This is a genomic window from Cellulomonas sp. PSBB021, from assembly GCF_002240455.1.
Lineage (GTDB): Bacteria > Actinomycetota > Actinomycetes > Actinomycetales > Cellulomonadaceae > Cellulomonas > Cellulomonas uda.
This window is the reverse complement of the sequence record NZ_CP021430.1, coordinates 3,378,862-3,400,854: the sequence shown is the minus strand read 5'-3', so window position 1 is coordinate 3,400,854 and position 21,993 is coordinate 3,378,862. Positions and strand designations below refer to the sequence as shown.

At 73.5% G+C, this 21,993-nt stretch carries 18 protein-coding genes and 1 tRNA gene; 5 read left to right on the top strand and 14 right to left on the bottom strand.

Going from position 1 to position 21,993, the window contains the following annotated elements; all coding sequences use genetic code 11:
* Positions 1 to 175 precede the first annotated feature (175 nt).
* Positions 176 to 1,621, top strand: a complete 1,446-nt coding sequence (locus CBP52_RS15630; protein WP_094181737.1) for a hypothetical protein — start codon at positions 176 to 178, stop codon at positions 1,619 to 1,621.
* A 749-nt stretch (positions 1,622 to 2,370) separates the two neighbouring features.
* On the opposite strand, the gene CBP52_RS15620 is transcribed toward CBP52_RS15630, so the two are convergent.
* Together CBP52_RS15620 and CBP52_RS15610 are read right to left on the bottom strand one after the other, a co-directional pair.
* The gene (locus CBP52_RS15620) at positions 2,371 to 3,615 is read right to left on the bottom strand and encodes an IS256 family transposase (RefSeq protein WP_094181174.1); all 1,245 of its coding nucleotides are present in this window, start codon (positions 3,613 to 3,615) and stop codon (positions 2,371 to 2,373) included.
* Between the two features lie 808 nt (positions 3,616 to 4,423).
* Positions 4,424 to 5,545 carry a D-alanyl-D-alanine carboxypeptidase family protein gene (locus CBP52_RS15610; RefSeq protein WP_094181734.1) on the bottom strand — a complete coding sequence of 374 codons (1,122 nt, stop codon included), beginning with the start codon at positions 5,543 to 5,545 and terminating at the stop codon, positions 4,424 to 4,426.
* A gap of 135 nt (positions 5,546 to 5,680) precedes the next feature.
* Between CBP52_RS15610 and CBP52_RS15605 the strand changes: the two genes are divergently transcribed.
* Positions 5,681 to 6,922: a hypothetical protein gene (locus tag CBP52_RS15605; RefSeq protein ID WP_157732679.1), complete on the top strand. Its 1,242-nt coding sequence runs from the start codon at positions 5,681 to 5,683 to the stop codon at positions 6,920 to 6,922.
* Positions 6,923 to 6,943: 21 nt separating this feature from the next.
* On the opposite strand, the gene CBP52_RS15600 is transcribed toward CBP52_RS15605, so the two are convergent.
* The 3 genes from CBP52_RS15600 to CBP52_RS15585 all read right to left on the bottom strand — a co-directional run bounded on the left by CBP52_RS15600 (position 6,944) and on the right by CBP52_RS15585 (position 9,075).
* Positions 6,944 to 7,507: a hypothetical protein gene (locus CBP52_RS15600; protein WP_157732678.1), complete on the bottom strand. Its 564-nt coding sequence runs from the start codon at positions 7,505 to 7,507 to the stop codon at positions 6,944 to 6,946.
* A gap of 465 nt (positions 7,508 to 7,972) precedes the next feature.
* On the bottom strand, positions 7,973 to 8,266 hold the full coding sequence (locus CBP52_RS15590) for a hypothetical protein (RefSeq protein ID WP_094181730.1): 294 nt from the start codon (positions 8,264 to 8,266) through the stop codon (positions 7,973 to 7,975).
* A gap of 137 nt (positions 8,267 to 8,403) precedes the next feature.
* A complete protein-coding gene (locus CBP52_RS15585; protein WP_094181729.1) occupies positions 8,404 to 9,075 on the bottom strand; it encodes a helix-turn-helix domain-containing protein in 672 nt (223 codons plus the stop codon).
* Between the two features lie 10 nt (positions 9,076 to 9,085).
* Between CBP52_RS15585 and CBP52_RS15580 the strand changes: the two genes are divergently transcribed.
* The gene (locus CBP52_RS15580) at positions 9,086 to 9,613 is read left to right on the top strand and encodes a low molecular weight phosphatase family protein (RefSeq protein ID WP_232514538.1); all 528 of its coding nucleotides are present in this window, start codon (positions 9,086 to 9,088) and stop codon (positions 9,611 to 9,613) included.
* A complete protein-coding gene (locus CBP52_RS15575) occupies positions 9,610 to 10,032 on the top strand; it encodes an arsenate reductase ArsC (RefSeq protein ID WP_094181728.1) in 423 nt (140 codons plus the stop codon). Before CBP52_RS15580 ends, CBP52_RS15575 begins: the two co-directional genes overlap by 4 nt.
* Positions 10,033 to 10,078: 46 nt before the next feature.
* Here the strand turns inward: CBP52_RS15575 and arsA are convergent, their stop codons facing one another.
* From arsA to CBP52_RS15530, 8 genes are all read right to left on the bottom strand, one after another.
* The gene (gene arsA / locus CBP52_RS15570; protein ID WP_094182440.1) at positions 10,079 to 11,851 is read right to left on the bottom strand and encodes an arsenical pump-driving ATPase; all 1,773 of its coding nucleotides are present in this window, start codon (positions 11,849 to 11,851) and stop codon (positions 10,079 to 10,081) included.
* A gap of 9 nt (positions 11,852 to 11,860) precedes the next feature.
* Positions 11,861 to 12,247, bottom strand: a complete 387-nt coding sequence (gene arsD / locus CBP52_RS15565) for an arsenite efflux transporter metallochaperone ArsD (RefSeq protein WP_094181727.1) — start codon at positions 12,245 to 12,247, stop codon at positions 11,861 to 11,863.
* 99 nt (positions 12,248 to 12,346) lie between these two features.
* Positions 12,347 to 12,649, bottom strand: a complete 303-nt coding sequence (locus tag CBP52_RS15560; RefSeq protein ID WP_307722673.1) for a metalloregulator ArsR/SmtB family transcription factor — start codon at positions 12,647 to 12,649, stop codon at positions 12,347 to 12,349.
* A 205-nt stretch (positions 12,650 to 12,854) separates the two neighbouring features.
* Positions 12,855 to 12,930 (bottom strand) — tRNA-Thr (locus tag CBP52_RS15555).
* A 123-nt stretch (positions 12,931 to 13,053) separates the two neighbouring features.
* Positions 13,054 to 14,571, bottom strand: a complete 1,518-nt coding sequence (locus CBP52_RS15550; protein WP_232514537.1) for an alpha/beta hydrolase — start codon at positions 14,569 to 14,571, stop codon at positions 13,054 to 13,056.
* Between the two features lie 266 nt (positions 14,572 to 14,837).
* Positions 14,838 to 15,974: a DNA polymerase III subunit delta' gene (locus CBP52_RS15540; protein ID WP_094181724.1), complete on the bottom strand. Its 1,137-nt coding sequence runs from the start codon at positions 15,972 to 15,974 to the stop codon at positions 14,838 to 14,840.
* A complete protein-coding gene (gene tmk, locus CBP52_RS15535) occupies positions 15,971 to 16,645 on the bottom strand; it encodes a dTMP kinase (RefSeq protein WP_094182438.1) in 675 nt (224 codons plus the stop codon). Before tmk ends, CBP52_RS15540 begins: the two co-directional genes overlap by 4 nt.
* An 85-nt stretch (positions 16,646 to 16,730) precedes the next feature.
* Entirely contained in the window at positions 16,731 to 17,735 is a 1,005-nt protein-coding gene (locus CBP52_RS15530; RefSeq protein WP_094181723.1) for a Gfo/Idh/MocA family protein, read from the bottom strand.
* Between the two features lie 146 nt (positions 17,736 to 17,881).
* Between CBP52_RS15530 and CBP52_RS15525 the strand changes: the two genes are divergently transcribed.
* Positions 17,882 to 21,622, top strand: coding sequence for a glycosyl hydrolase (locus CBP52_RS15525; protein ID WP_094181722.1), 3,741 nt, complete (start codon positions 17,882 to 17,884; stop codon positions 21,620 to 21,622).
* A 101-nt stretch (positions 21,623 to 21,723) separates the two neighbouring features.
* Here the strand turns inward: CBP52_RS15525 and CBP52_RS15520 are convergent, their stop codons facing one another.
* Positions 21,724 to 21,957 (bottom strand): hypothetical protein, encoded by a 234-nt coding sequence (locus CBP52_RS15520; RefSeq protein ID WP_157732677.1) that lies wholly within the window; start codon positions 21,955 to 21,957, stop codon positions 21,724 to 21,726.
* Between the last annotated feature and the right edge of the window lie 36 nt (positions 21,958 to 21,993).

Sequence of the window (21,993 nt, the reverse complement as noted above, 5' to 3'; positions counted from 1 at the left end):
AACGTCACCCGCTCCGCGACGTGCGTGGAACGGCAGCGGGATCGATGGGCGGCGAGGACCCCTCCGGGCCGATGACCCCCCAGCGCGCGAACCCCGCTGGGCGCCCCGCGGCGCACGCCGTGCGGGCGCCCAGCTCGGGGACCCACACCCAAGAACTGAGAAGGAGGCAACCGAGATGGCCGGTGACCCGATCAAGATCCGGATCGACGGTGAGACTCAGGATGCGGAGCGGTCGCTCGAAGCGGTAGCGGACTCGCTCGAGCAGGTCGACAAGGCTCTCGACAAGGTCGAGGACGCGTCGAAGGACGTCGACCGCGCGCTCGACAAGATCGAGGACGCTGCGGACGACGCCGCCCGCACGATCGACCGCGACCTCGTCAACGCGCTCAAGGAGGCGCGCGAGGCGTCGGAGAAGGCGAGCCGCGAGCTCGGCGACGGCATGACCGACGGCACGCGCCGCTCGAGCGAGTCTGTGGCCGAGTTCAAGGACGAGGCGAAGCAGAACTTCTCCGAGGTCACGTCGAGCTTCTCGGGCGACATGGACTCGGCCGTCGACCTCGTCCAGGGCACGCTCGGCGGGCTGGCGGCCTCGATCCCTGGGTACGGCCTCGCGCTCGGCGGTCTGGCCGCCACGGCGGGCGGGTTCTACAACGCCTGGAAGACGAAGGCAGAGGCCACCAAGAAGGCCATCCAGGACATGTATGCCGACATGAAGGAGTCGGGCAACGACTTCCTGTCGGAGAGCTTCATCCAGGGCGAGGTCGACAAGATCGTCACGGGCGCCGACGAGGCCGTGACGAGCTTCGACACGGTGAAGGAGCAGGCGGAGTTCGCGGGCGTCTCCATGGGGACGATGCTGCGCGCCTGGGCGGGCGACGCCGAGGCGCTCGCGGTGGTCTACGGCAAGCTCGAGAAGGCGACCGCGGACAACGAGGAGGCGCAGCGGCGCCTCACGGATCAGGAAGCGATCACCGGCCAGACGAACCAGGCGGCGTGGGAGGAGATCAACACCCGCCGCCAGGAGATCGAGCGCATGTCCGAGGCGCTCGGCAAGACCGTCGACAACCAGGACAAGGCGCGTGCGGCGGTCGAGGCAGGGCGGACCGCGATGAAGGCGACCGCCGAGACGACGCGAGAGGCGGCCGACGCCGAGGCGGCATATAAGGACGCGGTGAAGTCCTCTGCGGACGCGATCAAGACCAACGGGAAGAACCTCGGCGCGAACCGGCAGGCGATCCTCGATGCCGCGTCCGCAGCCGCCGACTACACCGACGCGCTCAAGGCCAACGGTGCCAGCGCCAAGACGGTCGACGACGCCCAGCGCGCGATGTACTCCAGGCTCGTCGACCTGGCCGAGCAGGCAGGGCTCACCGAGAAGGACGCGCGCGACCTGATCAACACCTTCGTCGACTTCCCCGACGACATCGAGACCGGGGTCACGCTCGACTCGGCCGAGGCCGAGCGTCGGCTCCGGGCCATCCAGAACGGCAACTACACGGCGACGGTCAAGGTCACGACGGACGCGTCCGGCGTCGTGCGGCAGATCGAGAACGCCCTCAGCGGCAAGACGATCCGCGTCGACGTCATGCCGCGCGTCGGAAGGCCGGTGGTGAACCCCTGAGCCCCGGTCTTTAGGCGCGCGCGCGCCATTACCGCGCTCGGCCCACGGCTTTCACACACAGAGCCCAGGGGGGTGCCCGACGGTCCGCCAGACCCGCTCCCGGGGTTTTTTCCCTCGCGGGGAGAGAGTCCGTGGGCCGAGCGCGGTAATGGCACTGGCGCCCCCAAAAGACTAGGCGCCCAGCTCGAGGCGGCCTCGAGTGGCAGGAGGACGCCGATGGTCAGGGATGCTCTAGGCGCCCGGCATGGGCCGCCAACGCCTGGTGTGTCTCCGCACCGACGCGCGCGACGATCCCCGCTGTGACGTTGTCACGGCTCGCGACGCGGAGCTCCCACCCACACTCGCAGCGCAGGTCGTGAGTCTGGCGCTCGTCGAACCACGCCATGACGGTGTGGCCGGGCGGGCCGGGCCTGACTCGGGCTTCGCCGGCGTCAGGCATGCGAGCTCGTGTAGTTGACCGTGATGGACCCGCACTTCGAGCACGAGTCCTCTACGCGCACCCGGTGCGGATCGGCAAGGACTGCCGCGCTCGAACGACGACGCTCGATCACCCCGCCGCACTCACACCGGCCAGCGCTCTCGGGCCGCGATCGATCAGACAAGCGGTGGTCGTTAACCATGACCGCGAGTCTGCCACCAGGTTCCCCGAGGCGATGAGGCGACGCGGGAGGCGACCCACAGGGTCGACCCGGATGCCGTCGGTCAAGTCCCTGGGAGTGGTGTAGCCGTCGGGCGTGATCCTCGGAGGTTCAGGCGGACAGTGCGAGGGGCTGCTCCTGGGGGTCGGGGTCGGTGGTGGTGATGAGGTTCAGGCGGGCGCGGTGCAGGACGTCCAGGGCGAAGTAGCGTCGGCCTTCGGCCCATTCGTCGTGCTGCTCGGCCAGGACCGCGCCGACCAGGCGGGTGATGGAGTCCCGGTCGGGGAAGATCCCCACGACGTCGGTGCGCCGGCGGATCTCCTTGTTCAGCCGCTCCTGAGGGTTGTTCGACCAGATCTGCCGCCAGATCTCCTTGGGGAACGCGGTGAACGCGAGCAGGTCCGCCCGGGCGTCGTCGAGGTGCTCGGCCACGGCCGGCAGGGGCGCGGTGACCTGGTCCAGGAGCTTGTCGAACTGCGCGTTCACGGAGTCGGCGTCGGGCTGGTCATAGACGGAATGGAGCATCGCCTTCACCGCTGGCCACGAGTTCTTCGGGCAGGTGCTCATGAGGTTGGCGGCGTAGTGGGTGCGGCAGCGTTGCCAGGCGGCTCCGGGCAGGTTCGCCGCGATGGCTTCGACCAGGCCGCGGTGAGCATCGGAGGTCACCAGCCGGACCCCGGCAAGTCCGCGGGCGACCAGGTCGGCGAAGAACACGTTCCACGCCTCCTTGGTCTCAGCTGTGGTGACGGTGCAGCCCAGGACCTCGCGGTGCCCGTCACCGTTGACGCCGGTGGCGACCAGCACGACGGCGTTGATGACACGTCCGGCCTCGCGGACCTTCATCGTCAACGCGTCCGCGGCGACGAACGTGAACGGGCCGGCGTCGAGCAACGACCGGGTGCGGAACGCGGCGACCTGCCCGTCGAGGTCGGTGGCCATGCGTGAGACCTGCGACTTCGACAACGACGTGATCCCCAACGACTCGACCAGCTTGTCCATCCGGCGGGTGCTCACCCCGAGCAGGTAGCAGGTCGCCACGACCGAGATCAGGGCGGCCTCGGCGCGCTTCCTGCGCTCGAGGAGCCAGTCGGGGAAGTAGGACCCCGTGCGCAGCTTGGGGATCGCGACGTCGATCGTGCCGAGGCGGGTGTCCAGGTCCCGGTGCCGGTAGCCGTTGCGCTGGTTCGTCCGCGCGGGCGACGGCTGGCCCCACTCGGCGCCGCAGACCGCGTCGGCCTCGGCGGACAACAGCGAGTTGATCACCGTGCCGAGCAGGTGCCTCATCAGGTCCGGGGACGCCTCCGCGAGGGCCTGGCCCAGGACGGCCGAAGGGTCGACAATGCGAGGTGCGGTCATCGTGATGCTCCGTTCGAGAGTGCTGTGAGAGGTTCACTCGAAGGATCACGCGGTGACCGTGCTGTCGTCTACGACGAGCACGGGCCCCGCGCCTACACCACTATCAGGGACGCCGCTATGCCGTCAGCCAGGCTGACGGCACCGACACCGCGAGGAGGGGGTACTCGAAAAGCGAGTACCCCTGGCGTCGAGCGAGCTCATCGGGGGTCGCCTCCGCTGCCGCTAGCGCCCTTCCGTCTCGTCCCGCGCCGCGGTGCCCGCGCCGAGCACCAGCGCGTGCCTCGTCGAGCGCCCGCACGTGCTGCAGCGCAGGTCTCCCGTGTGGTTCTCGTACGGCCGCTCCACCCGCTCGCGCCAGAACGCAAGGCATGCCTCCTGCGAGTTGGTGATGCGCCGGCCGCGTGCACGCGAATCGGCGATCTTTCCTTCGATCCAAGCGAGCATCTCCCTCGCTCGCGTGATGTCCCCCGACGCGTACACCCCACGCGGCCGTCGGCACGTCCGGAAAGTGCCACACTCGCAGCACAACGCGCCGACGACTCCGGAGGCGAGCGTGACCTCGCGAGCTATGGCGGACTTGGCCCTGGCACTCATGGCTGGCTTCCTCTCGACGAATGGGGCACTCACAGGCGCGACTCGAGGCTCGCCCGATAACCTCGCCCACAACGCTCCACCGGACTGAGCGTTACCGCAGGTCGTGCACAGCGCTTACGGGCTAGGCACCCCGAAGATGCCCGGCGAGCCGCCGCGCGTGCAGCCGTCCCGCGCGCGCAAGCCGGCGAGCGAGGCCGACGACGAGGGCTGAGGCTCAGCCCACGTACTCGAAGTGCCAGTACTCGGGGTTGCTCCCGCCCTGGCGCGCCCACGACGGCTGCACCCAGCCGAACGACGGCCCCGTGCCCACGAGCCACGTGTGCTGCGGTGTGCCGTACCCGTACTCGCACGGCAGCTCGGGTACGTCGAGTGCGTACCCCGTGCCGTGCTTCGACGTCCCGGGCCGGGCCGCGATCGAGCCGAGCGCCTCGCGCATCGCGACCTGCGTCGCGTAGTCCCGGTACGTGAGGTCCAGGTCGAGGTCGTGCCCGAACTCCGCGCGGAACGCGACGTTGAGCCGCTCGAGGGCCGCGGTCGCCTCGGTGCGCAGGTAGTACCGCGTGCCCTTCGGGTCCACGCCCCAGGACGTGGCCGCGAGCATCGACCCCGGCAGCCTGCCGTTGGAGCCGTCGCCGCCCTTCGTCGGCGGCGACGTGTAGAACGGCGGGCCGTCGTACGTGGTGCGGCACCGGTCGTCGTCGGACCCGCCGGGGTCGCGGCCGGCCGGTGGTGGCGCGGGCGTGCGGGCGGCCTCGCGGGCCCGCGCCGCGCGCGCGGCCACCCACTCCTCGTGGGACGCGGCGACCGCGGCGCGGGCTGCGAGGACCTCGGCCGCGAGCGTGCGCAGCGCGGCGACCGACCCGCCCTCTCCCGCCGGCCCGCCCCCGCCCGCCGAGCCGCCCTCGCCCGCCTCCGCGTCCTGCGGCGTGGACTCGAGCGCGTGCTTGGCGCGCTGCAGCACCTGCGCGAGCGCGTCGCGCACCGCGTCGTCGGCCACCTCGCCGTCGGTCGCGTCGAGCGTCGCACCGCCGTCCTCGACCGCGGCGAGCAGCGCGGACCGGGCCTCCTGCCGGGTCGTCGCCGCGAGCGAGGCCGACGCGCGTGCGGCCGCCACCTCGCGCGCGGCCGCGTCGTCGGCGAGCGCCTGCGCCGCGACGCTCGCGGACGCGCTCGCCTGCGCGTCCGCCGCGGCCGCGTCCCGGCGCCCGTCCAGCACGCCGACCCCGACGGCGGCACCGGCGAGGACGCACAGCACGACGGCGCCCGCCACCGCCACCCGGCGGGCTGTGCGTCGGGCCGTGCGGTGGGCCGTGCGGCGTGAGGTCCCGGAGGCCATCGGGCGAGTGTGCCGGGTGGAGGAACCGGACGCAACGCACGGACCACCCGGCCCGTGCGACCCGTCCGGGTGCAACTCGCGCACATCGGCCCCGGTCCGCTCAAGCGGCACAGGTCGCACGCCGATGGCATCGGCATGACCGAAGCCTCCGCCATCCCCGCGGCGGGTGCTGCCGCGCTCGCCGCCGCCGGGATGCGGGAGCTCACCGCCGACGAGCGCGGACACCTCGACCGGCTGCGCGGCCACCTCGCCGCGAGCGGCGCGCCCGTCGCGACGGTCGAGGGCCTCGGTGACCTGCTGCAGGCCGCGCACGCGGCGTGGGTCACGACGCCTGCGGGGCAGCGGCCCGACCCGAGCCCGATGATCACGTCCATCGCGGTCGGCGTGGGCGACCTCATCCGCGCGTCCGCGCCCGCCGCGCGGTGGGTCCTGCACGTCGACGGGCCGTCGGCCTCGCCCGCGCTGCTGTCCACCGACGGGTCGGCCGCGGTGGTCCCGTTCGCCGACGTCCGGCGCCGCTGGGCCGACGGCGCCGCGCGCGCCGACGAGCGCGCGGCGGGCGGTCACGGGCCCACCGACCCGGCCCAGCCCGACCCGACCGAGGTCGAGGGCGACGCCGCGTGGCTCGAGCGCTACGTGAGCGCCGCCGCCTCGCACCTCGCCGCGGCCGAGGCCGCGCCCGCCGCCCCCGAGCCGCACGAGCCCGCCGTCGACGTGCAGGACCACGTGCGAGACCACGTCCCCGCGCCGCGCCCGCCCGTCCCCGACGAGCACGCATGGGAGCCCGAGCACGCGTACGCCGCCCCGGACCACCCCGTCGAGCCGGCGCCCGACACCGCCCCGCGCGGACGCCGCGCGACCCACGCCCGCGGCGCGGCCGAGCTCCCCGACGAACCCGTCGTGCGCTACCGCACGCCCGGCGAGCTGCCGTACGTGCCGTCCGTCGACGCCCAGAACCTCGCGCTGCGCGCGCTCGACCGCGGCCTCACGCACGCGATCTCCGACGGGCCCGCGCCGTTCGCGCTGCGCGACGACGGCACCAACGTGCACGTCAAGTGGTTCCACGCCGACAACGACGAGGCCCTCGGCCTCGCGGAGCGGTGGGTCGCGGACGGCATCGGGCTGCGCGCCGCGATCGGCTGGGTCGTCCCGCTCGACGACGACGCCGCGGCGCACCTGCCCGGGCTCGGCGCCGTCCCGCCGGACGACACCGCGGCGTCGCTCGGCGCCGACCACGCGGTCGTCGTGCTCGCGTCCGACTCGCGCATGCCCGGCATGGTCGTGGCCCACCGCTTCTCCAGCGGCGCGCGCACGGGCGCGGCGGGCTGCCCGATCGGCGAGCCCGTCGTCGTCGGCCCCTGCCCGACGGTCCTGTAGCGAGCGGCCGCCGGCCCCGCGTCAGGCGACCGCGAACTCGACCCACAGCGGGTAGTGGTCGCTCACGCGCCACGACACCTCGGTGCGCGACAGGCCAGGGAACACGTGCGGGAGGAAGTCGAACCCGCCCGCGCGGCGCGTGTACGTCAGCCCCTCGAGCAGCGACGCGCCCGTCGGCTCCGAGAACCACGCGACCTGGTCGTAGAAGTGCCGGTCGTTGTCGTCGTCGAAGATGGTGCGCGGCACCTGGTCCAGCTCGCTCGGCGCCCACAGACCCGTCGAGACGAACGCCTCGTACAGCGGGTTGCCCAGGCGGTCGAGGTTGAAGTCCCCGAGCACCAGCAGGTTCGAGCTCCAGTCGTCCTCACGGTCCGCCCACCGGCGCATCCACTGCGCGAACTGCTCGATCTCCACCACGCGCGCGGCGGGCGTCCCCCACAGCACGTGCACGGTCGTCAGGACGAACGACACCGGCTCCCGCGCGTCCCCGGCGGCCCGCACCCGCTCGAACCCCACCGCGTACGGGGTGCGCGCGAACTGGTCGGCGGCCCGCCCCGCGACCGGCGGGAGCACAATCTCCCCCACGAGCCCGAGGGCTCGACGCGCGACGAGTCGTACAGGAACGCGAGCCGCTCCCCGTTGCCGGCGCTGCCCTCCGTGACGTCGGACGCGAGCACGCGCCACGTCGGCCCGAGCCGTGAGCGCAGGAACCGCAGCGCCCCGGTCGAGCGACGCACCTCCTGCAGCGCCACGACGTCCAGCTGCTCGACGACCGCCGCGACCAGCGCGACCGCGGTCCAGTCCCGCTTGGGGGACGTGCGCGGTCCGGCGGCCCACGTGGGGCTCACGTCACCGAACGCGCGCAGGTTCCACGTGCCGATCAGCAGGTTGTCGTCCGTGCGGGGCGGGACCGCCGCCCGGACCTGCGCGCGCAGCGCCTCGACCTGCGCCACGACCTGGTCGGGCGTCGCCGGCGGACCCGTGGGCACGCTCACCCCTCCATGGCACCACCGCGCGGGTGGGCTCACCACCCCCGCAGCGGGCGAAGTCTCACGCCTGCGGCGCGCGCCCCTCGTCCGTCGTCGCCTCCGGCTGGGCGGGCGGCTCAGCGGGCGACTCGGCGGGCGGCGCGGCCGGCGGTTCGACTCGCGCCGCCACGGCCGCCGCGCGCACGCGCACGACGGTCGCGACGAGCCACACGACGCCGATCAGCGCGAACGGCCACGGGTAGCGAGGCGCCGAGAACACGGCGGCGACACCGATGACCAGACCCGCGGCGAGCGCGGACAGCACCTGCCGGTCCCGCAGGACGCGACCGAGGACGGACCGAGGCTTCGAGGACATGCCGCCATTCTCCCCGCCCGGGCGCACGACGAAGCCGCCTGCTCCCGCTGGCGGCGCACGGGTGCGGCCAGCAGTGCGTCCTGCTGGTCGACGGTCAGGGCGGGGCGCGTGCTGGACGTCGCCGCACCTCCTGAGGGTCAGGACATGACGAGGCGCGGTGCGAGGTCGCCGACCCTGCGACCGAGCTCGGCGACGGCGAGGTCGAACGCGTCGTCGGTGCCGGCGGGCACCGGGTCGGGGATGGACCAGTGGACGTCCGCGGTCAGGCCGACCTCTTCGTGGGCGCGGTCGCACACGGTGATGACGAGGTCGTCCTCGCGTCGCACGGAGTCGAGGTGCTGGGGGTGCTGGTCGCGCAGGTCGAGGTCGTGACGACCGGCGGCCGCGACCGCGCCAGGGGCGATGGCGGAGGCCGGGCGCGTGCCGGCGGAGACGGCGGGGATGGCGCTCGCGCGACGCCAGAGGGCGACGGCGAGGTGGGAGCGGGCGGAGTTCGCGGTGCAGATGAACAGCACGCGCGGCGGCTTGGGGAGCGCGGTGGTGAACGGTCCGAGCTCGGTCGGCAGGAGCCGCAGGTAGGTGCGGCGCCGGTCGCCCTCGGAGCGGGTGCGCTCGACGAGGCCGTGCTCGACGAGGACGTTGACGTGGTGCGCGAGCAGGTTCGAGGGCATGGACAGCTCGGCGGCGAGCTCCGACGGAGAGGCGTCGCCGCGGGAGAGCAGGTCGACGACCGCGAGACGTCCGGGGTCGGACAGGGCCCCGTGCAGGGCCGCACGGCGCTCGACCTGACGCATCCACTCAGTGTTCATTGAGTCAATCTTGACTGAGTGGCACGCCGCCGGTCAACATGTCGGCGTGACCTCTTCCGAACGGCCGTCGGCCCCACCCTCGCTCGGCCGACGCCTCACCGCCGAAGGCGGTCCTGGCGCGATGATCAACGTGCTGTTCGTGTGCGTGCACAACGCCGGCCGCTCCCAGCTCGCCGCCGGGCTCGCCGAGGCCATCGGCGGCGGTCGCCTGAGCGTCGCCTCGGCCGGCACGGAGCCCGAGGACCACGTGAGCGACGTCGTCATCGGTTCGCTCGCCGAGGTCGGCGTCGACTGGACCGGCCGCACCCCGACGCGCCTGACACGCCAGGCCGTCGAGGCCGCCGACGTCGTCGTCGCACTCAAGCCCTCCCTCGTCCTGCCGCAGGTCGACGGCGTCCGCTACGAGACCTGGCCGCTGCCCGACCCCGCAGGCTGGGACCTCGACGGCATCCGCCCCTGCGCGAGCACCTGCGCGAGCGCATCGAGTCCCTGGCGTCGAGCTCGACACCCACCACACCCTGAAGGAGCACACCCATGACCACGACCGACTCCCCCAGCGTCCTGTTCGTCTGCGTGCACAACGCCGGCCGCTCCCAGATGGCCGCGGGCTTCCTCACGGCACTGTCCGGCGGCGCCGTCGAGGTGCGCTCGGCCGGCTCGATGCCCGCCGACCAGGTCAACCCCGTCGCCGTCGCTGCGATGGCGGAGGTCGGCATCGACATCGCTGCCGAGCAGCCCAAGATCCTCACCGCCGACGCCGTGCAGTCCTCCGACGTCGTGGTCACCATGGGCTGCGGCGACGCCTGCCCCTACTTCCCCGGCGTCCGCTACGAGGACTGGAAGCTCGACGACCCGGCCGGCCAGGGCATCGAGGCCGTCCGCCCCATCCGTGACGAGATCCGCACGCGGGTCCTGGGCCTGCTGGACCAGCTCGGCGTCCAGCCGGTCAGCGCATGACGAGCGTGCGCGACCTCGTCATCGTCGGATCGGGCAGGCCGGCGGCTCAGCCGGTCGCGGTCGAGCCGAGCACCGATGAGCTCGTCGCCAACGCCCTGAGGCCCTCGGCATCGACCGGCTCGGCCGCCTGGAGCGCGATCACCGCGTGGCGAGGCGCGAGCATCTCGACCCGGTCGAGGTAAGGGCGCTCGGCCTGGGCGCGCCGGCGGAGCAGCGCGCTCCTCGGCCGGGCCGCAGCCAGCGACTGGTCGACCACCCACGCCCACGGATGGATCCCGGCCCGCTCGAGGTCCGCGGCCAGTTCCTCGGCCTCCAGCACCGGGGTCATCTCCGGAAGGGTCGCGACGATGACCCGGGTGTGGTCCCGGTTCTGCAACCGCATCAGGGGTGTGGTGTAGGAGACGCCCTCGGCCATGTGACGTGCGATCTCTCGGTGGTAGGACCCGGTCGCGTCCATCAGGAGCAGGGTGTGGCCGGTGGGCGCGGTATCCATCACGACGATGCGTCTGCTCGACTCGTGCACCACCCGGGAGAACGCCTCGAACACCGCGATCTCCTCGGTGCACGGGCTCATGAGGTCCTCGGCGAGCACAGCGCGCCCGGCGTCGTCGAGCCGCTTGCCCTTGGTGGACATCACGCGAGCGCGGTAGTCCGCCACGGCCTGCACAGGGTCGATCCGTGAGACGCGCAGGCCCGGGACCTCGGCGAGCGCGGGGTCGATGCGCCCCGCCGGGTCCGTCGTCGTGAGATGGACGTCCAGACCTCGGTCCGCGAGGGCCACGGCGATCGCGGCGGCGACGGTGGTCTTGCCGACCCCGCCCTTCCCCATCGTCATGACGAGCCCCGTGCCGGTGGCGGCGAGCTCGTCGACCAGCCTGTCGAGACCCGGCGCCGCGACGTCCTCCAGGTCGGACGTCTCGTCCGCCGACCCCTGGGGTGCGTCGTCCAGCAGCGCGCGCAGCGCCTCGAGCCCCGCCGCGTTCACGGGCTTGAGGCTCACCTCGTCGCGCCGGATCGACCTGAGACCGGCGGGCATCTCGGCCAGTGCCGCCTGCTCGCGCTCGCGGATCGCCGCACCGAGCGTGTCGTCGGCCGCATCGACGGGAAGGACGGCGTTGATCACCAGCGCCGCGGGCGCGATGCCGATCGCGGTGAGCTCCTCTGCCGCGCGGGCGACCTCGGCCAGGCTCGACGGCTGCGGGCGAGCCACGAGCACCAGTGCGGTCCGCGTCGGGTCCGTCAGCGCCTCCACCGCGCCCGCGTACACCGCGCGCGCCTGGTCCAGGCCGGACAGCGGACCGAGGCACGAGGCGTCGCCCTTGCCACCGTCGAGGAACGTCGTCCAGTCACCGGGCAGCTGCAGCAGCCGCAAGGTGTGACCGGTGGGCGCGGTGTCGAAGATGACGTGGTCGTAGGCGGCCGTCGTCTCGGGGTCTGCGAGCAGCGACGTGAACTCGTTGAACGAGGCGACCTCCGTCGTGCACGAGCCGGACAGCTGCTCGGTGATCTCGGCGATCTCCTTGGCCGGCAGGAGATCCCGCACCGGGCCGATGATGCGCTCGCGGTAGGCCTCCGCCGCCTGAGCCGGGTCGATCTCCAGCGCATCGAGGCCGCGCACGGCGGGGACCGGCGTGATGCGGTTGCCGATCGTGATGCCGAAGACCTGTCCGACGTTGGACGCGGGGTCGGTCGAGACCAGCAGGACCCGCCGCCCACGGTCAGCAAGCCGGACAGCAGAGGCGCACGCCAGCGACGTCTTGCCGACGCCACCCTTGCCGGTGAGCAGCAGGACGCGGGCAGGGTCGTCGAGGTAGCGCATCACGCCCCCTCAGCAGCAGGAGGACGACGAGCCGCCGCAGCAGGTGCCACCGCCGGCGGAGGTCACGGCGGTCAGCGGGAGCACGCCGCCCGGCTCGAGGCCCGCGTACCGCACGAGCTCGGCTCGCGTCGGGTAGCGCCCCGTCAGCACGATCGCGCCGTCGACCACGACGACGGGCAGGCCGTCGGAACCGGACACGCGCAGGAACTCACGGACCGGCTCCACCTGGGAGAACGCCGCCGGGTCGTTGGCGAGGTTGTGGCGAGCGGCATCGGCGCCCCGCGTGACCACGTGGTCGAGGTCAGCCGTGAACGCGAGGAGGGACTCGCTCGGGTCAGGACCGCAGACGCCGGTGTTGCAGCACAGGGCAGGTTCGAAGACGCGGATGGACGGCATGACCAGATCCTTCGACGAGAGTGACGTGACCCCTCGAACGTATCGACGCATCGACAAACGTCGAAGCGACCAAGGTCCCGCCGTCGCCGCCGGCGGCTCTCAGCGCCGGCCGAGGACCGCGTCTGCTGACGCACCGAGAAGCTCACGCGCGCCGGGCGCCACCGCGAAGTGCGCCCACCTCCCCTGCTGGCGTCGCGTGACAAGCCCCGCATCCGCGAGGATCTTCATGTGGTGCGAGACCGTCGGCTGCGACAGCCCGACGGGCTCGGTCAGGTCACACACGCAGGCGTCACCACCCGGCGCCGAGGCGATGATGGAGAGCAGGCGCACGCGCGCAGGATCGGCCAGCGCCTTGAAGGTCTTCGCCACCTCCGCCGCACGCGTGGGGTCGATCGCACCCACGGGGGCCTCGCACAGGCATGCGTCGGCGGGGTCGGTCGCCAGGGGATGCGTCGTGGTCACACCGCGATCGTGTCACATCGACCGACATCGAATCGGCGGTCGAACGTCTCGAGGTGCCGGCAACGGTCGACCGCCCCGCCCGCCCGCGAGACACGAAACCCGCGCCGTTCCAGCCTGAGATGGCTGGTCAGACGCGGGTTCCTGGTGGAGCCGCCTTGGGGAATCGAACCCCAGACCTTCTCATTACGAGTGAGACGCTCTGCCGACTGAGCTAAGGCGGCGCTGCCGGGACTGGTCAGGACCAGCCGGTCCGGCGAGCGCGCCCACTGTACCCGTAGGGGTGCCGGGTCTCCAAAGCGAGCCGTCGTCGGTCCGCCCGGGGCCCACCACCGGCCGTCGGCGCGTCAGCAGCGGGTGCCCTCCGCAGGGACCTCGCCGTCCAGCAGGTACGCGTCGACGTTCTCGGTGACGCAGTCGTTCGAGCGCCCGTACGCGGTGTGCCCCTCGCCCTCGTAGGTCAGCAGCACGCCCGAGTCGAGGATCGACGTGAGGGCCACGGCCTGCTCGTACGGCGTCGCGGGGTCGTTCGTCGTGCCGACGACGAGGATCGGCGCGGCGCCGGTCGCGGAGTAGTCGTCGAGCCCACCGACCTCGGGCACGGCCCACTGCGCGCACAGCACGCCGCCGTACGTGAACAGCGAGCCGACGGTCGGCGCCGCGGCGACGATGCGCTCGGCCTCAGCCGCCATCTCGTCCGGGTCGGCCGTGGGGCGTCCGTCGGCGCAGCCGATCGACCAGAACGCCTCGGTCTGGTTGGCGGAGTAGGTGCCGTCCGACGAGCGGTTGTAGTACGCGTCGGACAGCGTGAGCAGGACCGAGCCGTCGTCGTCCTGGATCGCGGCGCGCAGGCCGGACGTCAGGTAGCTCCAGTACGACTCGGAGTACAGCGTCACCGCGATGCCGGTGAACGCGAGCGCCTGCGTGAGGGGGCGGTCGTCGTCGCCCGTGTCGAGGGGTGCGGAGCGCGCCCGGTCGAGCAGGCGCCGGACCTGCTGCATGCCGTCGTCGACGCCGCCGCCGAGCGGGCACGACGCGCCCGCCTGGCAGTCCGTCACGTACGCGCGCAGCGCGTTCTCGAAGCCCACGGCCTGCTCGAGCGCCGACTGCTCGGGCGTGAGCGTCGGGTCGATCGCACCGTCGAGGACGAGGCGCCCGACGTTGCCGGGGAACAGCGCCGCGTACGTCGCGCCGAGCTGCGTGCCGTACGAGTAGCCCAGGTAGTGCAGGCGGTCGTCACCCAATGCGGCACGCAGCACGTCCAGGTCACGCGCCGCGCTCACGGTGTCCACGTGCCCGAGCAGCGGGCCCGTGCGCTCGAGGCACGCCTGCGAGAAGTCCGCGTAGCGGTCGATCGCGGCCTGCACGCCCTCGGGCGTCGAGTAGTCCGCGTCGAACGCGGTCAGCTCGTCCATCTGCGGGCCGTCGTAGCAGGCGATCGCGGGCTCGGAGTGCTGCACGCCGCGCGGGTCGAAGCCCACCAGGTCGTACCGCTCCTGCACGTCGTCGCTCACCGTGTCCCGCGCGCTCGCCAGGAAGTCCAGGCCGGACCCGCCGGGGCCGCCCGGGTTGAGCAGCAGCGAGCCGATGCGGTCGCCCGAGGCGCGGCTGCGCGCGAGCGCGAGGCTCGTGGTCTCGCCACCCGGGTCCGCGTAGTCCACCGGCACGACGGCAGTCGCGCACTCGCCCGCGTCGCAGTCCTCCCACTCGAGCCGCTGGGAGTAGAACCGCTCGAGGTCCGCGTCCGGCGCGCTCGAGGCGTCCGGGGCGGACGTCGCCGCGGAGCCGGCGGTGGTCTGCACGGACGACTGGTGCTTCGTCGTCGGCGAGCAGCCCGCGACGACGAGCGCCATGACGACGAGCACCCCCGTCAGGACGCCGCGGCGCGAGCCGGCGGCCGCGACCGGGGACCGGGACGAGGACCGGGACGAGGACCGGGACGAGGATCGGCGGGAGGTCGAGGACCGGGACGAGGATCGGCGGGAGGTCGAGGAGCGGGAGCCGGCGCGAGCGGGACGAAGCACCCGCACACGGTAACCGCACCACCCCCGCCCGAGCGGCGCCCCACCCCCGGATGTGGACGGCCCGGCCCGTCGACGCGACGAGCGCGTGCGCGTCGCTCTCGTGCGGCTCAGGCCTGGGGGCGCAGCGCGATCGCCATGGCCTCGACGGCCAGGAGCGGGGCGACGTTGCCCTCGAGCCGCGTGCGGGCCGTCCCGATCGCGTCCATGCGGCGCAGCGTCTGCTCGGGCGTGGCGGCCGCGGCGAGCTCGCGCACGGTCTCGGCGTGGTCGAGGTTGACCAGCGACACGTCGGCGCCGAGCTGCACGACGAGCACGTCCCGGTAGAGCGACAGCAGGTCGAGCATCGCCCGGTCGAGGACGTCGCGCTGCGCGCGCGTGGCCCGGCGCTTCTGGTCCTCCTCGAGCTGGCGGACCTGACCGCGCACGGCGGGCGGGAGCGTCGCCGCGCCCTCGGCGCCGAGCGTGCGCAGCAGCGCGGCACGCTCGGCGGCGTCGCGCTCCTCGGTCGCGGCCTTCGCGTCGGCCTGCGCGGTCGCGACCAGGTCTCCCGCGGCCAGCACCGCGTCCCCCACGCCCCGGATGCGCGCGGCGATCTGCAGCACCTCGGCGCGCCGCCGCCGGGCCTCGGGGTCGCGCGCGAGCCGGCGCGCGATGCCCACGTGGCTCTGCGCCGCGCGCGCGGCGACCTCGGCCACCTGCGGGTCGATGCCGTCGCGGCGGACCAGCAGGTCCACCACGGCCGCCACGGGCGGCACGCGCAGCGCGACGGCCCGCGACCGCGAGCGCAGCGTGACGAGCACGTCCTGCGGGCTGGGGGCGCACAGCATCCAGACGGTGCGCGGCGCGGGCTCCTCGAGCGCCTTGAGCAGGACGTTCGACGTCTTCTCGACCAGCCGGTCGGCGTCCTCGACGAGGATCACGCGCCAGCGTCCCTCGGCGGGCGACCGCTGCGCGAGCTCGACGAGCGGGCGCACGGCGTCGATGAGGATGTTGACGCCCTCGGTCGCGACGACCTTCACGTCGGGGTGCGTGCCCGCCAGGACGGTGGTGCACGCGTGGCACCGCCCGCACCCGCCCTCGGTGCACTGCAGCGCGGCGGCGAACGCGCGGGCCAGGTTGGAGCGGCCCGAGCCGGGTGGGCCGGTGAACAGCCAGGCGTGCGTCATGGCCTGCGGGTCGACGACGGCGCGCTGCAGCTCCGTGATCGCGGGCTCCTGCCCGACGAGACCCTCCCAGACGCTCACGCGGCACCCCCCGCCACGGGCTCGGCGGGCACGCCCAGCAGCGGCGCGACGCGCTCGCGCACCGCGCGGGCCAGCTCGTCGGGTGCGGTGGTCGCGTCGAGGACGAGGAACCGGGCGGGGTCGGCCGCGGCACGCTCGAGGAACGCCTGGCGGGTGCGTCGGTGGAACTCGTCGCCCGCGCGCTCGAGCCGGTCGGGGCTGCCGGTGAGGCGCGAGCGGCCGAGCACCGGGTCGACGTCGAGCAGTACCGTCACGGCGGGCAGCAGCCCGCCCGTCGCCCACAGCGAGAGCCGCTCGACCTCGTCGGCACCCAGGTCCCGGCCGTGGCCCTGGTAGGCGACCGACGAGTCGAGGTACCGGTCGGTGACGACGAGCGCGCCGCGCGCGAGCGCGGGCCGCACGAGCGAGGCGACGTGGTGCGCACGGTCGGTCGCGTACAGCAGGGCCTCGGTCCGCGCGTCGACGTGGTCGCCGTGCAGCACCGCGTCCCGCAGGAGCCGGCCGAGCTCGGTGCCGCCGGGCTCGCGCGTGAGCACGACCTCGCGGCCGAGGCCGTGCGCCCAGTCCCCGAGCAGGCGCGCCTGGGTGGACTTGCCCGCACCGTCGCCGCCCTCGAGGGACACGAACACGCCGGGCAGCGGCGCGTCCGGCCCGGGGGGAGGCGCGGGCAGGCTCGTCGGACCGGCGGGCGATGTCACGGCGTCAGGCTAGCCGCCCGCGCCCACATCACCGCCCCCGCGGGTGCGGGGCCGTGGGTCACTCCCCGGGGTACGCGAGGCCGATCTGCCGGCGCACCTCGTCGAGCGTGCGCAGCACCTCGACCGTGCCCTGCCAGGTCATGCGCGGGCTCTGCGTCTCGCCGTCGGCGATGCGCCGGGCGACCTCGGCGGCCTCGTACTGCAGGCCCTTGGTGCCGGGCTGCTCGAACGTCCACACGCGCCCGTCGTTGCGCGTGACGCGGAACGACGAGGGTCCGTAGAACGGCCCGGCGACCTCGATGTACCCCTCGGTGCCGGAGACGAGCGCGACCGTGGGCGTGCGGGCCCACAGGGTCGTCGAGAGCGTCGCCTGCGTGCGCTCGCCGTACGCGAGGACCACCGAGACGTGCCCGTCGACGCCGGTCGAGGTGAGCTGGCCGACGGCGTGCACGGAGTCGGGGACGCCCAGCAGGTCGTGCGCGAACGAGACCGGGTAGACGCCCAGGTCGAGCAGCGCGCCGCCGGCGAGCTCGGGGGCGTACAGGCGCGAGGCCGGGTCGAACGCCATGTGCTGGCCGTGGTCGGCGGTCACGTTGACCACGTCGCCGATCTCACCGGCGTCGATGACCTGGTGCAGCGCCGCGACGTGCGGCAGGAACTGGGTCCACATGGCCTCCATGACGAACACGCCCGCATCGCGTGCGGCGTCGAAGACCTGCTGCGCCTCGTCGGCGTTGCGCGTGAACGCCTTCTCGACGAGGACGTGCTTGCCCGCGCGGATCGCGAGCAGCGCGTGCTCGAGGTGCTCGGAGTGCGGCGTGGCGACGTAGACGACGTCGACCTGCGGGTCCTCGACGAGCGCCTCGTACCCGAGGTGCGTGGTGGGGATGCCGTGCGCGGTGGCGAACCGCTCGGCGCGGTCCCGGTGCCGCGAGCCGACCGCGACGACCTGCGCGCGCGTCTGGCTGCCGACGGCGTCGGCGAACGTGCCGGCGATGCGGCCGGCGCCGAGGATCCCCCAGCGGACGGGCGGGGCGGTGCGGGGGTCGGGAGTGCGAGCCATGGCGTCAACCTAGCGTGTGGACCGTTTTGGTCGGGCTCGTGCACTTTCTTTGCTCGCTTGACTTAGTTAGTCTCGGTCGCCATCGGCCCGACGGTGGGCCGTGCGGTCGCCCGGCGCGCCCGCCGGGTCGTTCGACGGAGAACGCGATGCCCACCTCAGCAGCCACCCGCCCCGCCCGCCGAGCGGTCGCGCTCGTCGCCGCCGCGGCCCTGACCCTCACCGGCCTGACGGCGGCGGCCGGCAGCGCGCACGCCGCCGACGACCCCGCGCCCGGCTCGGGCGGCACCGTCGCGATCGCGGACACCGACGCCACCGCGCAGACCCGCTCCCTGATGCGCTACCTGCGCGACCAGGAGTCCGGCGGCATCCTGTTCGGCCAGCAGCACGCGACCGACGAGGCCGTCTCGTCGTCGGTCACGGGTCCCGACGGCAAGCCGCTGAGGTCCGACGTGCACGACGTGACGGGCGACCTGCCGGGCATCTTCGGCTTCGACACGCTCGCGCTCAAGGGCGACGAGAAGCCCGGCTCGCACACCCGCACCGACGAGGAGAACGCGCTCGCGCTCGCCGCGGAGATGGTCCGCGCCGACGACCTGGGCGCACTCGTCACGCTCTCCGCGCACATGCCGAACTTCGTCACGGGCGGCTCGTTCTACGACACCGAGGGTCGCGTCGTCAGCCACATCCTGCCGGGCGGCGACACCAACGCGGAGTATCGCGCGTACCTCGACCTGGTGGCGCTGGCCGCGCAGAGCGCGCAGCGCACGGACGGCTCGCTCGTGCCGATCGTCTTCCGACCGTTCCACGAGAACACCGGCTCGTGGTTCTGGTGGGGCGCCGCGCACGCGAGCGTCGGCGAGTACAAGGAGATCTTCCGGTACACGGTCGAGTACCTGCGCGACGTCTTGGGCGTGCACAACCTGCTCTACGCGTTCTCCCCCAACGGCACGTTCGACGGCGACGCCGCGCGCTACCTGGAGACGTACCCCGGCGACCAGTGGGTCGACGTGCTCGGGTACGACAACTACGAGAACTCCGACGCCGCCGACGACTCGACCGCATGGGTCGCGGCCGTCGTCGACGACCTCGAGATGGTGGTCGACCTGGCGGCCGAGCGCGGCAAGGTCCCCGCGTTCACCGAGTTCGGCCGCAACGGCGACCGCACGATCAAGCCCAGCGGCAACAAGTCGCTGCACTACTTCACCGAGCTGCTCGACGGCCTGAGCGCCAGCCCCACCGCGAGCCGGGTCGCGTGGATGCTCACGTGGGCGAACTTCGGCTCGGGCCAGATCTACGTCCCGTACGCGGGCCACGAGATGGCGGCGGACTTCCAGGCGCTGTACGACGACGACGCGTCGGTGTTCGCGAGCCAGACGGGTGACCCGTACGCGCTCACGGCCACCGCCGGGGCGCAGGAGCCCGCGCTGCGGGTCGTCACCCCGGCCGACGGCACGCGCGTCACCACCGCGACGACGACCGTGCGCGCCAAGGTGACCGCCGCGCCCGGCGTCGACACCGTGACGTTCACGGCCGCGGGCTACGAGCCGCTCGAGCTCGCGCCCGACGACGACGGCTACTGGTCGGCCACCTGGGAGGTCGGCGAGGACGCCCTGACGAACCGCACCGTCCCGGCGGAGGTCACCGCGACGGGCGGCGGTCACGACCTGTCGGACGACGTGTCGCTCATCCTCGGCTCGGCGCCCGTGCTGCCCGTCGGCACGGTCGACGACTTCGAGGGGTACGGCGACGACGTCGCGCTGCGCGCGGCGTACACGACCGCCAACGCGACCTCCTCGGCCATCGCACTCGCCGACCACGGCGACGGCCAGGCGGTGCGCCTGTCGTACGACTTCCCCGCCTCGCGCACGGGCTACCTGGGCTTCGGGAAGTCGTACGCGCCCACGCAGAACTGGTCCGGCTTCGGGCAGCTCGACCTGTGGGTCGACCCGGACGCGTCCGGTCACAAGCTCGTCGTCCAGGTCCAGGCGGGCGGCGTCACGTTCGAGGCGTACCCGTCGCTCGCGGGCGACGAGCCGTACGTCGCCTCGATCCCGTGGACCGAGTTCACCGTCGCGCCGTGGGACACCGCGAACCTCGGGCAGACGCTCACCTGGGAGCGGCTCGCGAAGGTCTCCCAGTTCTTCGTCTACCTGAACGACGCCGGGGGCGACGCGCCGCTCACGGGCTCGGTCCTGCTCGACGACATCGCGGCGTCCGGCGAGGGCGAGTACGTCGACCCCGAGCCGTCGGCCGAGCCGATCCTCGTGGACGACTTCGAGTCCTACGCCGACGAGGCCGCGTTCGACGCCGCGTGGGGCAACCGCGCCAAGACCGACCTCGTCAGCCTGTCGACGGACGCGGGCGAGGGCGCGCAGGCGCTGGCGTTCACCTACGACCACGCGGACGGCGCGTGGCAGGACGTCGCGCGCTGGCTCGGCGGGCAGGACTGGTCCGGCCGGGACGCGCTGTCGCTGCGGGTCAAGGGCGACGGCACGGGCAACCAGCTCGCCGTCCAGCTCGGCCTGGGCGGCGGGACGTACTACCTCGCGCAGGTCCCGCTGACCGACACGTCGTGGCACGTCGTCGAGATCCCGTTCTCGTCGTTCGCACCGTCCTGGCCGCAGGACCTCACCACACCGATCTCCGACGAGGCGCTGGGCGTGGTGAACGAGCTCGTGCTCGCGTCGAGCTCGCAGAGCGGGTCGGGCACGTTCGGGGTGGACGAGATCCGCGTCGTGGGCGGTGACGCCGAGCCGGAGGTGCCGGACGGCACGCCCGAGGTGCTGGACCGGTTCGACCAGTACGGCGCCACCACGGACCTGCGCGCCGCGTGGAACAACATCGCCGAGCAGGAGTGGGGCGACGGCTGGCAGCTCGCGCTGGCACCCGGCAAGGGCGCGGGCGGCTCGGCGGCCGCCGCGTTCGCCTACGACTTCTCGACGACCACGTACCTGCAGGAGTCGCGCTGGCTGGGCGGACACTCGTGGGCCGGGCTCGACGGCATCTCCGCGTGGGTCGACCCGAACGGCTCGGGCCAGTCGCTCTCGCTGCGGTTCCGCACCGTGTCCGCGTCGGGCACGGGCGACGACTGGTACTGGGACCTCCCGGTGCCGCTCACGGGCTCCGCGCGCACCGTGCGTGCGGCGTTCGCCGACGCGGTCGCGACGTGGCCGGCGGGGATCGACCCGGCGACGCGGCCGACGCGCGCACAGCTCGCGAAGGTCAACGAGGTCATCCTCATGGCCACGCAGGCCGACCCCGCGCTGCCCCCCACCGGCACGTTCTACCTCGACGACCTCGAGGTCGGCGACTTCCCCGCCCAGCCCACCGAGGTCGCACCCGCCGTGACGACGCAGCCCACGGCCGTGACGGGGAAGATCGGCACGACCGTCACGTTCACGGCCCAGGCGTCCGGCCTCCCGGCGCCGACCGTCCAGTGGCAGTTCCGCAGCAAGGGCGCCGCGTCGTGGCGGCCGATCGCCGGCGCGACGTCGACGACCCTCACGCTGCGGCTCGCGAAGGCCCACGACGGCGGGCAGGTGCGCGCGGTGTTCACCAACGTGGCGGGCACGGCGGCCTCGTCCGGCGCCACCCTCACCGTGACGAGGACGAAGCCGCGCATCACGGCCCAGCCGCGGTCCCTCACCGTCGCCCGCTACCGCGCCGCGACGTTCCGCGTCACCGCCACCGGCTACCCCGCCCCCACCTACCAGTGGTTCCGCAAGGCGCCCGGCAGCGCGGCGTGGGTCAAGGTGACGGGCGCGACCTCGTCGAGCCTGACGGTCAAGCCCCGCACGACGAAGGACTCGGGCACCCGGTACCGGGTCGTGGTCACCAACAGCCAGGGCTCGGTGATCTCCGCGGTCGCCACGCTGCGCGTGCGCTGACCCCACGGACGACGACGCCCCGCCGGATGGGCTGCCGGCGGGGCGTCGTCATGTCCGGGAGCGGCGCGTCACGACGACGACGTGGCGCGGGCGGCACGCGGCTACGTCGTGTCGGACTGGTCCGCAGCGAGTGAACGCACCGAGCGGACGTCCTTCAGATCGGATGCCCACAGCGGCTTCCCGTGAGGGTCGTCGGCGGCGAGCGGTGCGGTGAGCGCCGCCCTCGCCGCGTGCGCCTGCTCGGGGTCGGTCGCGCCGAGTGACAGCTCCACGTCGACCTCAGGCGGCCCTTCGCCGCTGGCGACGTCGCTCACCGTGAACTCGAACGGCAGCACGTAGGCCTCCGAGCCGCGCTCGCCCACGGACCGGAC